This window comes from Pedobacter sp. AK017, assembly GCF_014200825.1.
GTDB classification, from domain to species: domain Bacteria; phylum Bacteroidota; class Bacteroidia; order Sphingobacteriales; family Sphingobacteriaceae; genus Pedobacter; species Pedobacter heparinus.
Window position 1 is genome coordinate 42,628 of the sequence record NZ_JACHCW010000004.1, and the last position, 16,686, is coordinate 59,313.

9 protein-coding genes are annotated in these 16,686 nt (G+C 42.2%); 8 read left to right on the forward strand and 1 reads right to left on the reverse strand.

The annotated features are described in order from the left end of the window. The first annotated feature begins 161 nt into the window (after positions 1-161). From HDC92_RS06885 to HDC92_RS06920, 8 genes are all read left to right on the forward strand, one after another. Entirely contained in the window at positions 162-3,323 is a 3,162-nt protein-coding gene (locus HDC92_RS06885; RefSeq protein WP_183873257.1) for a SusC/RagA family TonB-linked outer membrane protein, read from the forward strand. Between the two features lie 18 nt (positions 3,324-3,341). Continuing rightward, a complete protein-coding gene (locus tag HDC92_RS06890) occupies positions 3,342-4,991 on the forward strand; it encodes a RagB/SusD family nutrient uptake outer membrane protein (protein WP_183873259.1) in 1,650 nt (549 codons plus the stop codon). 2 nt (positions 4,992-4,993) lie between these two features. Continuing rightward, positions 4,994-6,631 (forward strand): sulfatase, encoded by a 1,638-nt coding sequence (locus tag HDC92_RS06895; RefSeq protein WP_183873261.1) that lies wholly within the window; start codon positions 4,994-4,996, stop codon positions 6,629-6,631. A gap of 11 nt (positions 6,632-6,642) precedes the next feature. Beyond that, positions 6,643-8,145, forward strand: a complete 1,503-nt coding sequence (locus tag HDC92_RS06900; protein WP_183873263.1) for a sulfatase — start codon at positions 6,643-6,645, stop codon at positions 8,143-8,145. Between the two features lie 7 nt (positions 8,146-8,152). After that, positions 8,153-9,547, forward strand: coding sequence for a sulfatase (locus HDC92_RS06905; protein WP_183873265.1), 1,395 nt, complete (start codon positions 8,153-8,155; stop codon positions 9,545-9,547). 130 nt (positions 9,548-9,677) lie between these two features. Further along, positions 9,678-13,748 carry a two-component regulator propeller domain-containing protein gene (locus tag HDC92_RS06910; RefSeq protein ID WP_255484469.1) on the forward strand — a complete coding sequence of 1,357 codons (4,071 nt, stop codon included), beginning with the start codon at positions 9,678-9,680 and terminating at the stop codon, positions 13,746-13,748. A 102-nt stretch (positions 13,749-13,850) separates the two neighbouring features. After that, positions 13,851-14,771, forward strand: coding sequence for an ROK family protein (locus HDC92_RS06915; protein ID WP_183873269.1), 921 nt, complete (start codon positions 13,851-13,853; stop codon positions 14,769-14,771). 15 nt (positions 14,772-14,786) lie between these two features. Continuing rightward, complete coding sequence (locus HDC92_RS06920) at positions 14,787-16,034, forward strand: MFS transporter (RefSeq protein ID WP_183873271.1); 1,248 nt, start codon at positions 14,787-14,789, stop codon at positions 16,032-16,034. Here the strand turns inward: HDC92_RS06920 and HDC92_RS06925 are convergent. Continuing rightward, positions 16,031-16,516 (reverse strand): Lrp/AsnC family transcriptional regulator, encoded by a 486-nt coding sequence (locus tag HDC92_RS06925; protein ID WP_015808631.1) that lies wholly within the window; start codon positions 16,514-16,516, stop codon positions 16,031-16,033. The genes HDC92_RS06920 and HDC92_RS06925 overlap by 4 nt on opposite strands. Between the last annotated feature and the right edge of the window lie 170 nt (positions 16,517-16,686).

Genomic DNA, 16,686 nt, shown 5'->3' on the forward strand with positions numbered 1-16,686 from the left:
ATGCCTGATTTTTTTTGGATTCCAGCATCTATTTTTGTGAAATAATGAAGTGATTAATCAAAAGTGATAGCATTTTGAACAATACCTAAATTCATTCTGGCTGGAGTGCTATACATTCGTTTTTGTCAATAAACCAAATTATGTAAAACTAAAAAAATGTTATGAATAGATTTTTACTGCTATTAATTATTGTTGCGGGTAACCTTACGCTCTATGCCCAAAATACAACTACAAAAGGAGTTGTGTCTGATGCCGGAGGAGAACCGCTTATGGGAGTAAGCGTATCTATAAAGGGAGTAGGTAAGGGAAGGTCAACCGGCGTGGATGGAAGTTATACCATAAGTACAAGTAATGCCGATGCGATATTGGTTTTCTCCTATATAGGATATAAAACTACAGAAGAACCTGTAAATGGCAGGACTACGATTAACGTAAAACTGGCTACTGATACTAAAACCATGAACGAGGTGGTGGTAATTGGTTATGGAACAGTTAAACGTAAAGAGCTGACTGGCGCAATATCGTCTGTAAAAGGTGAAGAGCTAAGCAAAGTGCCGGTACAAAATGTAGCCAGTGCATTGGCCGGACGCATTGCAGGCGTACAGGTTACAGCTGCTGATGGTACACCGGGGTCAAACCCATCTATCACCATACGTGGCGGGGGCTCGATTACTCAAAGCAATGAGCCATTATATGTCATAGACGGGATTCCACAAACCAACGGACTGGGCTTTCTTGACCCGATGGATGTGGAAAGTATGGATGTGTTGAAAGACGCATCTGCTACTGCGATATATGGTGCCAGAGGTGCGAACGGTGTAATTCTGGTAACTACAAAACAACCTAAAGCAGGTAAACTGGCCTTATCTTATGATATGTATTTTGGTGCTAAAGACATTACGAAAACACTGCCTGTATTAAACCCATATCAGTATACCTTATTACAATATGAAAAAAGTTTGGGTAATGCTACTGAAGAAGCCAAGTTTTTAAGTAATTACGGTGCTTTTGCAGATCTTCAAAGTTTATATGGAGATAAAGCTGGGGTAAACTGGCAGGATCAACTGTTTGGTGGCACATCCAATAGCCAGTATCATAAATTTGGTGTAGGGGGTGGAAGCAAAGAAACCAGGTTCAATTTCTTTTATTCTCATAACAATGATGAAGGGATTATGCTGAACAGCGGTTCCAAAAAGAATGTGGCCAAATTGAATGTAACCCATAACGCCGGTAAAAAATTAAGGGTAACTGGTATTGTAAACTATTCTGATCAGAATACCTTTGGGGTGGGTACGAGAGAAGGTAATACCAGGTTTAACCAGTTGCAAAACGTCTTCCAGTTCCGCCCAACTTTTGGTTTAAAAGGTACGGATGCAGATCTGATTGGAATGGAAGAAGATCCATATTTACAGGATGATAGTGGCAACACCTTACAAAACCCAATTATCAATGCACTTTCTCAGCAAAGGTCTTCGGCCAATAAGATCTTAAATTTAAATGCTGCTGTTGATTATGAACTGTTTAAAAACATTACTTACCGGGGTTTGGTAGGTTTAAGAACATCAGGTACAAAAACTAAAATATTTAATGATTCCCGTTCCGTAAATGCGAAACGTTCTGGTGGCCCGAATGGATCCATTGCCCAGTCGGACAGGAACGACTGGAATTACAGCAATACTTTAACCTATTCTAATGTGTTTAACCAGGTGCATAAACTGGATGTATTGGTAGGGCAGGAACAGTTGTATTCCCAATCGGAAAACTTCAGTGCCAGTTCAAACAGGTTTCCGGACCAGAGTTTAGGACTGGACGATTTGTCGCAAGGTGTTTTACCTGGAATCCCAACTTCGTTTTCTGAAGATGAGAAAATGTTTTCCCTGTTTTCAAGAGCTAATTATACCTATAAGGGTAGGTATATCTTTTCTGCAAGCTTAAGGGCTGATGGTTCCTCTAAATTCGGTTCAGACAATAAATATGGCTATTTCCCTTCTGGTGCATTTGCCTGGCGGGTAATTGAAGAGGATTTTATGAAAAAGATCCCCGTGATATCTGATCTGAAGCTGCGTTTAAGTGTTGGGGTGGCCGGAAATAACCGGATTCCTAATTACCTTTCTCAGGCACTGTTCCAATCCGGTTACTATCCTTTGAACAATGAGAACGTAATTTCTGTAGGTTCGAGAACATTGCCTAACCCTGATTTGAAATGGGAAAAAACACGTACACAGAACATCGGTGTGGATGTAGGGTTCTTTAACCAGCGCATACAGCTAACGGTTGATGCATACGATAACCGCACAACAGATTTATTGCTGAATGCCGATGTACCTAACCTTTCTGGTTACAGTACCATGCTGATCAATGTAGGGGCCACCAGTAACAGAGGGATTGAGTTTACTTTAAATACGGTAAACCTTAAAGATGCCGGCGGATTTAGCTGGAATACCACTTTTAATATGGGCTTTAACTATAATAAAGTGATTTCGCTTACCAGTGGAAATCAATTTATGTATGGTGCAGCAAGCTGGGGTGGTTTACAGGAAAAAGACTACATTATACGTGTAGGTGGTGCTGTAGGCAAAATGTTTGGTTATAAATCTAACGGTCTGTACCAGGTAAATGAATTTGATTATAACCCTACAACTAAAGTTTATACCTTAAAAACAGGGATTCCTTTTGACGCCAATAATGTACCAAAACCTGGCTTTTTAAAACTGGTTGATCAGACGGGTGACGGAAAAATAAATTCGGACGACAGGGTAGTGATCGGAAATGCAAATCCGAACTTTATCGGCGGCATGAACAATACCTTTTCTTACAAAGGTATTGACCTGAGTGTTTTCTTAAACTGGTCGTATGGCAACGATGTGTACAATGCCAATAAGCTGAACATGAGCCAGACCAACCTGGATTATAAAAATGCATTTGCTTATGTGGCCAACCGCTGGATGAGTATTGATGCTGCCGGTCAGCGCGTAACAGATCCGGTTGCTTTGGCTGCATTGAACGAAGGCAAAACCATACCGCTCTATAATGGTGCGGGCACGGGCTTAAGGCTTTACGACCAGATGATTGAAGATGGTTCCTTTCTGCGGATCAGTAATGTGAGCCTGGGTTATACCTTGCCAAAAGCTTGGTTGTCTAAAGTGAAAGTTTCGGGTGCAAGGATATATGTAACAGGATATAACCTGCACACCTTTACCAAATATTCAGGTTACGATCCGGAAGTAAGTACGGCAAACAGTACAGGACTTACCCCGGGAGTTGATTTTGGGGCCTATCCAAGAACCCGTTCTTTTGTTGCGGGTGTAAATGTTTCTTTTTAAATTCTAGACTGTAAGATCATGAACAAATATTTTAAAACTACTGCTATCAGAACTGTTAAATTAATGGTTGTAGCATCAGCAATATTGGTTATGCCTACTTCCTGCAAAAAATGGCTGGAGGAGAAACCTACTTCTTATTATGCTGCCGATACTTTTTTTAAGGATGCAAACGAAGCCAAAATGGCGGTGCTGGGCATATATGAATCGATGTCTAACAATAACACTTATGGTTTCTACATGTCATTGGTATTTGATATCGACAGTGATATTGCCCAGATGGACGGAACAGGTTTGAGCAATGATCCCCGTGTGGCTGCGCATTATGCAATGACGCCGGTACACATTTATGTAGCCGCATGCTGGCAGTTACTCTATAAAGGGATAGACAGGGCCAACCTGGTCATTGAAAGGATTCCGGAAATGGACCTTTACAAGAACGGCACGGATGCGCAGAAGAAAGATCTGGCACGTTTGCTGGCCGAAGCCAAATTTTTAAGGGGACAATATTATTTTGACCTGATCAGGTTATTTGGTGATGTGCCGATGAAACTGAAGCCTACAGCAGCTACAGATAACCTGCAACTGCCCAGAACTGATCGTGAGCTGGTGTACGACCAGGTGTTCAAAGACATGAACGAAGCGATTCCGGATTTGCCATGGGCTTCCCAGAAACCTGTGGATGAGCGGATTAGTAAAGGGGCGGCCAAGGGTATGCTGGCAAGGGCAGCGTTGTACAGGGCAGGTTATTCCTTAAGGGCAAATGAACTGATGGAGCGCCCGGCTAAGTACAAAGATTATTATGCCATCACTTTAAAGGAAACAAAGGAGGTTATGGAATCGGGAGAGCATATACTGAACTCCAGCTATGAGCAGATTTTTAGAAACCACTGTAAACTGATCCTTGAACCTAAGGAAAGCATGTATGAAGTGGCCTTGTATAATCTTGATGGCGGTTTGGCAAACAGTGGTGTTATAGGCACCTGGAATGCCCCGGTAGCAGCTGATAAAAATCCTTACGGCAGGGCAAATTCTTTTTACAAAACCACTGCCTTATTCCAGAAAAGTTATGCAACTGGTGATTTGAGAAGAGATGTTGCGGTAGGAACTTATCAGCTGGACGTAAATGCGGCAAAGATAGAATTTACCGGTACCAACGACTCCAAGTGGGCACCGGGTAAATGGAGACGCGACTGGCAGAATACCGGGCCTAAAGATTTGAACAATACAGACATCAACTGGACTTTATTGCGTTATTCCGATATTTTGTTAATGCGGGCCGAAGCAGAAAATGAAATAAACGAAGGGCCTAATAGTGATGCTTATCTTGCTGTAAACATGGTGCGCAGAAGGGGATTTGGTAAACCCCTGACTACGGTAAATGCTGCGGTCGATTTGCCTGCTGGTTTAAACAAAGATACATTTCTTGCCAAACTGCAAACAGAGCGTGCTTATGAACTTTGTTTTGAAGGCACCAGAAAATCTGACCTGATCAGGTGGAATATTTTAGGGCCAAGCTTAAGGGCTGCACAGGCAGCGCTTAAAGTTTACAGGGCTGCTTATCCTTATGTAGCTGGAACAAACTTTGTCGACAATAAGCATGAGCTTTACCCAATCCCTCAGGGAGAACGTGATTTAAACCCCAAGCTGTCCCAAAATCCTAAATACTAAAAATGGGTAAATTGAAATTAATTTTACCGGTTTTGTTTGCCGGTGCCACCTTAATGTCTTGCAAGCAGCCTAAACCTGCTGAAAGTGCCAAAAGGCCCAATATTGTGTTCATCATGACAGATGACCATACCATTCAGGCCATAAGCGCTTATGGCAGCAAACTGGTAAAAACGCCCAACCTGGACAGAATTGCCAGCGAGGGCATGTTGTTCAACAACTGTTTTGTAACCAATGCAGTTTGCGGGCCATCCAGGGCTACTATCCTTACCGGAAAATATAGCCACCTGAATGGTTTAACAGACAATTCAAAGGTATTTGACAGTACTCAGGTCATTTATCCGCAGTTGTTAAAGAAAGAAGGGTACCAGACCGCAATGATTGGCAAGTGGCACCTGGGCTCAACACCAATGGGCTTTGACTATTACAGTATTTTGCCCAACCAGGGACAATATTATCAGCCTGAATTTATGGAAAACGGGCATCTGGTTAAAGAAAAAGGATATGTAACAGACCTCATCACCGATAAGGCCATCGGCTTCCTTGAAAAAAGGAACCATGACAAACCCTTTCTGATGATTTACCAGCACAAAGCACCGCACCGCAACTGGTTGCCGGCACCAAGACACCTGGGTATGTTTGACGATACGGTTTTTCCTGAACCTGCCAATTTATTGGATGATTTTAAGGGCAGGGGCAGGGCAGCAAAGGAGCAGCTGATGAACATTTCTACCGATATGTGGCCTGCATGGGACCTTAAAATGCTTTCTACAGCCCAGCTTGATTCTATGGCGAAACTATCTGTTTCCCTTAAGTTTAAAGATGCCAAGGGTGATGATTATCAACAAGCCAATGATCCTTCACTGGATAAAGCCCGTTTTTTTGAAGTGTACAACCGCATGACAGATGCTGAAAAGGTACAATGGAGAAAAGTATATGACAAACGCGTAGCCGAATTTAAAAGGCTGAACCCGAAAGGGGCCGACCTGGTGCGATGGAAATACCAGCAGTATATGCGCGATTATCTAGCCTGCGTGGTTTCGGTAGATGAAAATGTAGGCAGGCTGATGGATTACCTGAAAAAGATAGGGGAGCTGGACAATACCATTATTGTCTATACTTCCGATCAGGGCTTTTATTTGGGTGAGCATGGGTATTTCGACAAGCGTTTTATGTACGATGAATCTTTCCGTACACCTTTAATGGTGAGGTATCCACCTTCGGTTAAAGCCGGTTCAGTAAGTAATGCCTTTGCCATGAACCTCGATTTTGCACCAACTTTACTGGATTATGCAGGGGTAAAAATACCAGCCGATATGCAGGGCCTGTCGTTACGTCCGGTATTGGATAACGCAGGAAAATCGCCTGAAAACTGGCGCAAGGCTGTATATTATCATTATTATGAATTTCCAAGCTGGCACATGGTGAAAAGACACTATGGCATCAGAACGGACCGCTATAAACTGATCCATTTTTACAATGACATTGATGAATGGGAATTATACGATATGCAGAAAGATCCGCATGAGATGCAAAACCTGTATAACGATAAGGCCTATGAGCCGATTATTAAAGACCTGAAAGTGCAAATGAAAAAGCTGCAGGTACAATATAAAGATACGAATCCAACTGAAGCTTTATAAAATTGATAAAGATGAAATTTAACAAATTGAAATATTTCCCTGCAGCACTTTCAATGGTACTGATCTGGGCTTCCTGCACTTCGCCGGAAAAAAAAACGGATCGTCCGAATATCCTGATGATCATGTCCGATAACCAATCCTGGAACCACGTAGGGAGCTATGGTGATCAAACGGTACGCACGCCCAATATGGACCGGATTGCGAAAGAAGGGGTACGTTTTACCAATGCTTTTTGCAGTTCACCTTCCTGTACGCCCGCAAGGGCTGGAATGCTGACCGGACAGGATATATGGAGGTTAGAAGATGGGGGCAATTTATGGGGTGTTTTACCGGTTAAATATAAAGTATATCCGGATTTGCTGGAAGAAGCTGGCTATGCCATAGGTTTTCAGGGAAAAGGCTGGGGCCCGGGAAGCTTTGAGGCCAATAAACGCCCAAGAAATCCTGCAGGGAATGAGTTTAAAAGTTTTGGCGCTTTTTTAAAAGATAAAAAAGAAGGTCCCTGGTGTTATTGGATCAGTAGTCATGAACCTCACCGTCCTTATGTGGAAGGTTCCGGCGAAAAAGCTGGTATCGATCCAAATAAAGTAAAAGTTCCTGCCTATTTGCCAGATCATATCAGTATAAGAAAAGACATTGCAGATTACTATGCTGCGGTTGAAACCTTTGATCGTGAACTGGGCGAGGCCCTTGACCAGTTGAAAGCAAGTGGTGAGCTGGACAATACGGTAATTGTGGTATGCAGCGACAACGGCTGGCAAATGCCGCGTGGACTGGCCAACTTGTACGATTTTGGTACACATGTGCCCCTGATCATTTCATGGCCAGGTAAGTTTAAACAGGATGTAGTTGCCGATAACCTGGTCACACTGAATGACCTTGCCCCAACATTCTTACAACTGGGTAAGGTACCTGTACCGGCCGATATGACGGGTAAAAGTTTATTGCCCATTGTTGAGGCAGGTAAAAAAGATGAAAAACCCCGGGATTATGTAGTACTGGGAAGAGAGCGTCATGCCTTCGTTCGTCAGCATGGCCTTGGCTATCCTGGCAGGGCAATTCGTACTAAAGATTATCTTTACATTAAAAATTATGAACCAAATAGATGGCCGGCAGGTGATCCGCCGTTTTATGGAGACATTGATCCCTACATGTTCAACTGGCCGGGTGAAACCAAATATTACCTGATAGAACATAAAGATGATCCGAAAGTAAAGTCTTTCTTTGAACTGGGAATGGGCAAACGTCCGGCAGAAGAATTATTTGATATCAATAAAGATCCGGATGAATTACACAATCTGGCAGCACTTCCTGAATATCAAAAAATAAAAGAGGAGCTTGTTGCTAAATTGCGTAATTATTTAGTAGCAACGAAAGATCCGAGAGAAACTAATGGTAATACACAGATCTGGGATACTGCTGCTTATTTTAGTGAAATAGATAAAACGCCAAAACCAAGTAAAGAGATGCAAAAGCGTTTTAAATTAGATTCCAGTTACAATTATTTGAAGTAAACATAACATGAAGATGTACAAATCGAAAGGCTGGTTGATAGCCATGCTTATACTTGCAGGTTTTGGAGATGCAGGGGCGCAAACCTCAAAAGCAGCAGCTTCCAGGCCTAACATCATTATCATCATGACAGATCAGCAAACAGCTGATGCCATGAGCAATGCTGGTAATAAGGACCTGCATACATCTGCAATGGATGTTTTGGCTGCAAACGGTACCCGTTTTACACGTGCCTATTGTGCCCAGCCGCTCTGTACACCTTCACGCTCCGCGATATTTAGCGGAAAAATGCCACATGAAACCGGCTTTACGGGGAATACACCGGAAAAGGACGGACAGTGGCCCGATTCTGTGCTGATGATGGGCAAAATATTTAAGGCAGGAGGCTATAAAACCGGCTATGTCGGAAAATGGCACCTGCCTGTTCCTGTTACTAAAGTAGCACAACATGGATTTGAGACTATTGAGAATACAGGTATGGGCGATTATACCGATGCAGTTACCCCATCGCAATGCGCCAACTTCATTAAAAAGAATAAAGACAACCCATTTTTACTGGTAGCATCCTTTTTGAACCCACACGATATTTGTGAATGGGCAAGGGGTGATCATTTGAAAATGGATGTTCTGGATGCAGCGCCGGATACAGCATTTTGTCCGAAATTACCTGCCAACTGGCCAATTCCGGCTTTTGAGCCTGCCATTGTAAGGGAACAGCAAAAGGTGAACCCGCGTACTTATCCTTCGGTAGGCTGGAACGAAAGCCAGTGGCGCAAATACCGCTGGGCCTATAACCGCCTGGTAGAGAAGGTTGACAATTATATGGCCATGGTATTGGGTTCGTTAAAAAAATATGGTATAGAAGACAATACCATCATCATCTTTACCAGCGATCATGGTGATGGTTATGCGGCACATGAGTGGAACCAGAAGCAGATTTTGTATGAGGAGGCTGCCAGGATACCTTTTATCATCTCGAAGATCGGACAATGGAAAGCCAGAACCGATGATCAGCTGGTTTGCAATGGCATCGATATTATCCCCACCATATGTGGCTTTGCCGGAATTGCTAAACCTGTTGGTTTAAAAGGCCTGGATTTAAGTAAACGTATTGCCAACCCTTCGGTTAAACTACGGGATACTTTAGTGATAGAAACCGATTTTGCTGATAACGAACTGTTGCTGGGCATTAAGGGCAGGGCAGTGATTACCAAAGATTTTAAATACATTGTTTATGACAGGGGGGAGATCCGGGAACAATTGTTTGACCTGGAAAAAGACGCAGGAGAAATGGATAACCTGGCTGTTAAACCCGCCTATAAAAAGAAATTGAATGAAATGCGCGCTTACCTGAAACAATGGTGTAAACAGCACCAGGATTCGTTTTATGCATTAAAAAAATAAATAGCAGGAGCGGGTTTGTATGATTTAAAATTAAAAATAAAGCTTATATTAAGCAGTATTTATGGTTTTTTGTCGGATGTGGTTAATTTTGACATGGGATTTAAACACAGGTTTTTTTAATGCTGACCGAATGAGGAGAGGTGCTTTATATTGTTATTTGTTGGTATTGCTGTTGGCAGCCAGATTGCCGGTACATGCCCAGACCAACCCTGATCAAAATGTAAAGCGTTATTTCAGAAGTATTTCTGTAGATAAGGGCTTGTCGCAAAGCACGGTTTTCGCCATTGTACAGGATACACTGGGATTTATGTGGATGGCCACCCAGGACGGACTTAATCGTTATGACGGGGAAACTTTTACAGTATACAGACCCTCCAAAGGCGATAAAAAAAGCATACAGTCGAATTACATCAGGAGCATTTATCTTGACCACAAGGGCTTGTTATGGGTTGGTGGTAACCAGGGTGTGAGCCGGTATGATTATGCGAGTAACAATTTTCAGAATTATAAGTTGCCAAGAAAGCCTGGCGAATGGTACATTTCATCTGTCATACAGGATGCGGATAAACTAATATGGGCCAGCTCCAGTGCGGGTGAACTGTTTTGTCTGGATCAACATACTGAGCAGTTCAAACAGGTTAATTTTGATGCATCTGCCTATGGCATTAAAAGTGTACGCCACCTGGCGCTGTTGAAAAACACGTTGCTGGTAGGCACAGATGTGGGACTGTTTAAAATGAACATGAAGAGCCGTAAGCTGACTTCGTTTAATCTGGGCTCGGCTAAACCCATCAATGAAGTTTTTATTGATGATCAGGTATTGTGGGTGGGAACAGAAGGCAACGGATTGATCAAATATAACCTGACTACCGGCGATTGGCAAAATTACAGGCACCTGGTAACAACAGTAAATGGCAGTCTGGCCGATAATGACGTACGTGGCATCAGTAAAGATGCTCAGGGAAACCTCTGGTTGGGTACATTCAGGGGCCTTTCTATCCTCGACCCTAAGACCGGTATTTTTCAGAATTACTATCACCAGGCTTCTATTCCTTATACCCTGAGCCAGAATTCTGTACGTTTTGTATACCGTGACAAGCAAATGGGTATGTGGATGGGTACTTTTTACGGAGGCATAAACTATTACCATCAAAACGACATTAAATTTAACCTGCTCAATCAGAATACAGGTGGCCTATCCTTAAATGACCAGGTAGTTAACCTAATTAAAGAAGACAGTAAGGATAACTTTTGGATTGGTACAAATGATAAAGGACTGAACTACTGGGACCGCAAAGCTGGTACAATCAGGTATTATACTTATAAGGAATCTGATCCGAATTCACTGAGCTCGAACAATATCAAGTCGATTGCTTTTGATCAAAGTGGTAAACTATTGGTAGGTACACATAATGCGGGCTTAAATTACCTGGATCCGGTTACCGGAAAAAGTAAAGTTTTCAGACATGTGGCCAGTGATCCGAAAAGCATCACCGGCGATATGGTATATGCCCTTTTAAAAGATCATCAGAACAGGATCTGGGTAGGAACAAGGACGGGGCTGGATCAGTTTAATGTAGCCGATCAGTCTTTCTCACACATTTACATCGACAAGGCAGGCAAACGTTTAACTTCTGATGAGCTCACTTATTTGCTGGAAGATTCCAAAAAGAGGATCTGGATCGGTACAACAAATGGTGTGAACCTGTTTTATCCCGAAAACCTGTTGTTTGATCCTTTTCCGGGTGCAATGCTGAGCAACGATGTAGTGAGCTGTATTGCTGAAGACCATAAAAAACGGATCTGGGTAGGTACCAGGGATGGTTTAAATCTTTTTGATGAAAATACCCGTTCTTTTGTAACTTTTAATACCCGTAAGGATTTTCTTAAGGGTACCATTTATGGCATACAACCAGATGATGATGGCTACCTTTGGATATCCACCAATAAAGGCCTGGTGAAATTTGACCCCGATACCCGTAAAATACAAATGTTCGACAACAAGGACGGCTTGCAAAACAACCAGTTTAATTTGTATGCTTTTTGTAAAGCCAATGATGGAATGATGCTTTTTGGTGGTATAAACGGGATATCTTATTTCTATCCCAGAACATTAGACCAGGCCCCGCTTAAGCTGAAGGTGACTTTTACCGGGTTGGAAGTGTTTAATAAAACAGTAGTTCCTGATGATGGTTATGGCATTTTGGACCAGCACATTGACCAGGCTGCCAAACTCACTTTTGGACATGAATTTAAACAGTTCAGCATTTTCTTTAATGCTTTTAACTATATCTCACCCAACAGAACCAAATACCAGTATAAACTGGAGGGCTTTGATGCCGACTGGCAGTTAACAGATAATGTACCGAAGGCCAGTTATACCAATCTGCAACCTGGTAAATATATATTTCACGTAAAAGCGATTGGGCCGCTTGGGGAAAGCAGTGCAACGAAAAGCCTGGAGATAGTAGTGTTGCCACCCTGGTGGAACAGCAACTGGTTTTACCTGCTGGTTTGCCTGTTGGGGGCTGGAGCTGGTTATATTGTATATAGGGTGGTTTCTGAGCGTATCAGAACACTGCACCAGTTAAAGCTGGAAAGAATGGAAAGAGAAAAGGTCAATTCCATTAACCAGATGAAAATGGATTTCTTTACCAATGTATCTCATGAATTCAGGACGCCACTTACCTTAATCCTGGCTCCGCTGGAAGAGATCATGAACAAGCCTGTAACAGATAAATCGTTGCGCAGGCACCATGAACTGATGCTGTTGAACGCAAAACGGTTGTATCACCTGGTCGATCAGTTGTTTGAATTCAAAAAGACAGAGCTGGGCACCAAGAAACTGAAAGTGAACCGGGCCGATATGGTGAGTTTTATTCATGAGGTTTATAGCTCTTTTAGTACGCTTTCTGCCAAAAACAAGATCAAATACACTTACAATTCCACCGAAGCACGACTGCCTTTTTATTTTGATAAGGATTCTATTGAAAAAATACTGTTCAACCTATTGTCCAACGCCTTTAAATATACGCCGGAGGCAGGATCTATAACAGTTGAACTGACCAGGAAGAACAATGATGCGGTGATTAAGGTAAGTGATACGGGTATAGGGATAGACATAAAACATCAGGATAGGATCTTTGACCGTTTTTATCAGGTGAGCGGAGCCGAAATGAACCTGGGCTCGGGGGTTGGACTGGCCTTTACCAAACGCCTGGTAGAATTGCACCATGGTACCATTACAGTAGAAAGTGCCCCCGGCAAGGGTAGTATGTTTATCGTTTCTATTCCACTTGCTGATGAGCAGTATGATGCGGATGAACACAGTGGAAGCCAGCATTATGAGCTGTCGGTTGAAAATGACGAGCAAGGAAATTTTGCTGAAGATGTGGCGTTTGAAAACCCCATAGCAGCAGATGACAGTCAGGAAAAAGAGAAGTTGCTGGTGGTAGATGACAATCCTGAAATTGTAGATTACCTTAAGAATTATTTCAGCAACATTTACCAGGTTAGCGTTGCCTACGATGGTAAAGAGGCACTGGGCCTGCTGGATGAGGAACAGGTAGACCTGATCATCTGTGATGTGATGATGCCAGAGCTGGATGGCATACATTTTTGCAAGAAGATCAAACAGAATATCCGGACCTGTCATATTCCGGTAGTGTTGCTTACAGCAAAAAATGAGACCAACCACCAGATCAAAGGGCTCGAAGTTGGGGCAGATGATTATGTAACGAAGCCTTTTTCTATCGCTTTACTGGAGGCCAAGCTGCAAAATATCAGTCGTTCCAGAAAGCGGCTGAAAGAGTATTATTCAAGTTCAACGGAGATTATTCCTGAAAATATTGCTTTTAATACACTTGATGAAGACTTCTTAAGGGAAGCAATAGCAATTATCGAGTCGCACATTACAGAATCAGATTTTTCAGTAGATAAATTCAGCAGGGAAATTGGCATGAGCCGTTCCAATTTGTATTTGAAGCTAAAAGCCATTACCGGTGAATCTGCAACTGATTTTATCAAAAGGATCCGCTTTAAAAAAGCGGTAGAACTGATGGAATCCAGACAATATACCATTGCACAGGTAGCCTACATGTCGGGCTTCAATTCTCCTTCCTATTTTTCGACGGCCTTTAAACAATATTACGATTGTATGCCTACAGAATATCTTGCAAAAAAGGATTTGGAAGGCAATTAACGGAGTTTAACACAAAACCTAAATCATAAAAGACAATATTGAAATCCTTTCCTAAGGTTTAGCCCTAATTTCGGTTTATAATAATTTGAAACCTTAGAAAAATTGGCACAATCTTACGCAATCGGAATTGATGTTGGCGGCTCATCTTTAAAATGCGGCCTGGTAAATGAAATGGGAGAGGTCATCTATTCCTTTTTATTTCCACTAAACAATGTTTTAACAGAAGGGGAGGTCATAGCCCTGATCAATGCGGCCATACGTAAGTGTGTGGAGCATGCCCCTGCACAGGTAATTGGTGTTGGTATTGGTTTTCCGGGCATTGTTGACCAAAATGTAGTGATTGGCGGAGCAGATAACCTGCCCGGCTTTGAAAACCTAGACCTGGGCAGGATCATTGCCGGCTCTACCAGTTTAAACGTGGTGATAGACAATGATGCAAATATGATGGGTTGGGGAGAACTGATCTATGGTTCCGCCGGCAATTGTACGGATGTGGTTTTTATTACCGTAGGAACGGGGATAGGTGGTGGACTGATCATCAATGGAAAACTTTACGGCGGGTATAAAAACAGGGGCACAGAACTGGGACATATTACCATACAGCACGGAGGTACCAGATGTTCCTGCGGTTCTTCCGGTTGCTTTGAAGCTTATGCTTCTGTAGCTGCATTAATTAATGATTATGCTGAGCTTCATGGAACAGATGCAGAAGGCATTACAGGTAAAATGATTGTAGATAAATACCGGTCTAATGAGGTACAGGCAATTGAAGTGATGGAAAAACATTTCGACTATATGGCCACAGGCATTGCCAGCTTTGTCAATGTGTTTAGTCCGCAAAAAGTAGTTATTGGTGGCGGCATCAGCGAGTCGGGCGATTTTTATATTGAAGAGATCAAAAAGAGAGTTTTGGAAATAGCTATGCCCGGCACAGTTCAATATACCCGTATTGTGGCCGCAAAATTAGGCAATCAGGCCGGCTTGCTGGGCTGTGCGGCAAGGGTATTCTCAAAATTTAAATAATTTAACAGAATTTATATGCAGCGTAATAATTTTTTAGTTGGTGTTATTTTACTGATCTGGTTTGTCATTTCATTTGTTACCAATATTTTGGGGCCATTGATGCCAATCATTATCCAGACTTATAAGCTGAGCTTAACGATGGCAGCTTTTTTGCCGTTCTCCTTTTTCCTGGCTTATGGTATTATGTCTATCCCCTCGGGTATCATGATAGAAAAGATCGGTGAGAAAAAATCCATGCTCATCGCTTTTTCGCTGAACTTTATTGGTGCCATATCCTTTGGCCTGTATCCGCAATATGGCATTGCGTTAGGATCACTGTTTATTATTGGAATGGGAATGGCTATGCTCCAGGTCATCATTAACCCGCTGATGCGTACTGCAGGGGGTGAAGAAAATTTTGCTTTCTTTTCTGTGCTGGGGCAACTGGTATTTGGACTGGCCTCTTTTGTAAGCCCCTTTGTATTTTCCTATTTGCTCACTGCACTTACTGCCCATCCCATTGAAAACCCTTTAGTTGGGGTATTGGCTGGCCTTGTTAAAGATGGTTTGTCCTGGACAGCCCTTTACTGGCTGTTTAGCTTTATCTTTTTATTGATCCTGCTGCTGCTTTCTTTTATCAGCATGCCTGCGGTAGAACTGAAAGAAGATGAAAAAACTGGTGCTGGCAGTGTTTATTTAGGACTGTTAAAGAATAAGGACGTTGTACTTTTCTTTATCGGTATTGTGACTTATGTAGGTACGGAACAGGCCCTGGCCAACTGGATGTCTGAATTTTTAAGAACTTATCACGGAGTTGATCCCAATAAAGATGGCGCCCAGGTAGTAGCATGGTTCTGGGGTTTAATGTCATTGGGCTGTTTACTTGGTCTGGCGCTCTTAAAGCTTTGGGATTCCAAACTCATTCTTAAAATGGCGACAATAATTTCCATTGTGGTGGTTTCACTGGCTTTATTTGGCAGTAAAGAACTGGCTTTATATTCATTTCCGGCAGCAGGTTTTTTTATCTCGGTTATGTTCTCCATTATTTTTTCGCTGGCTTTAAATTCGGTTTCGCAGCATCATGGTTCATTTTCAGGAATTTTGTGTTCAGGTATTTTTGGAGGGGCATTGGTACCCCTGATCATTGGTGCGCTCGGAGATCTGATCGGTTTGCGTTTTGCACTGGTGTTCTTGTACTTTACACTAGGTTATATTTTGTTCCTGGCCTACTATGCAAAACCAATGATCAATAACAAAACGGTAAAGTTAAAAGAGCTTTTTTAAAAGGTTGATGGCATTTCAATAGGATAAGCCAGTTCACGCTTGGCCTCATTGATTACAAAATAGCTCCTTAGTGAACCTACATGTGAAAGTTTTGCCAGGCGTTCTACCAGAAATTCATTGTACGAAGTCATATCGCGCACCACTATTTTTAAGTTAAAATCGAAAGATCCTGTCATGTGGTAGCATTCCATAACTTCGGAAAATTTTGAAGCTTCATACTGGAAGGCCTTAAGTGAATCTGTAGTATGTTCATTCAATTGCACATGGGTGAAGGCAATCAGGAATTCACCCATTTTTTTTCTGTTGATGAGCGTCATGGTACCGGTTATATAACCCAGCTTTTTTAATTTGTCTACCCTGTCGTAAATCGTATTGCTGGCTTTGTGCAGCTTAAGCGCAAGTTGTTTATTGGTTAACTTCGCATCTGTTTGAAGTAAACGCAAAATTTGCAGATCAACCTGATCCAAAGTGTTTGTATTCATATTGATGTTTAAGCTAAAGTTGGTCTGTTCAGGTGGTTAACCTGCGCAAAGAAAATGTATTTCATTCAGATTTTCAAATACTTACAGGTAATTTTGTGTGTGCGGATAATATTTTATTATGAAGAAATATTATTTGGTGAAGTTGTTTATATATGATAATATTTCCGGTT

Excerpts from the sequence above, each read along its gene's own strand:
- HDC92_RS06900 (WP_183873263.1), top strand. The coding sequence starts at position 6,643 with ATGAAATTTAACAAATTGAAATATTTCCCTGCAGCACTTTCAATGGTA.
- HDC92_RS06890 (WP_183873259.1), top strand. The coding sequence starts at position 3,342 with ATGAACAAATATTTTAAAACTACTGCTATCAGAACTGTTAAATTAATG.
- HDC92_RS06920 (WP_183873271.1), top strand. The coding sequence starts at position 14,787 with ATGCAGCGTAATAATTTTTTAGTTGGTGTTATTTTACTGATCTGGTTT.
- HDC92_RS06885 (WP_183873257.1), top strand. The coding sequence starts at position 162 with ATGAATAGATTTTTACTGCTATTAATTATTGTTGCGGGTAACCTTACG.
- HDC92_RS06925 (WP_015808631.1), bottom strand. The coding sequence starts at position 16,516 with ATGAATACAAACACTTTGGATCAGGTTGATCTGCAAATTTTGCGTTTA.
- HDC92_RS06905 (WP_183873265.1), top strand. The coding sequence starts at position 8,153 with ATGAAGATGTACAAATCGAAAGGCTGGTTGATAGCCATGCTTATACTT.
- HDC92_RS06895 (WP_183873261.1), top strand. The coding sequence starts at position 4,994 with ATGGGTAAATTGAAATTAATTTTACCGGTTTTGTTTGCCGGTGCCACC.
- HDC92_RS06910 (WP_255484469.1), top strand. The coding sequence starts at position 9,678 with ATGAGGAGAGGTGCTTTATATTGTTATTTGTTGGTATTGCTGTTGGCA.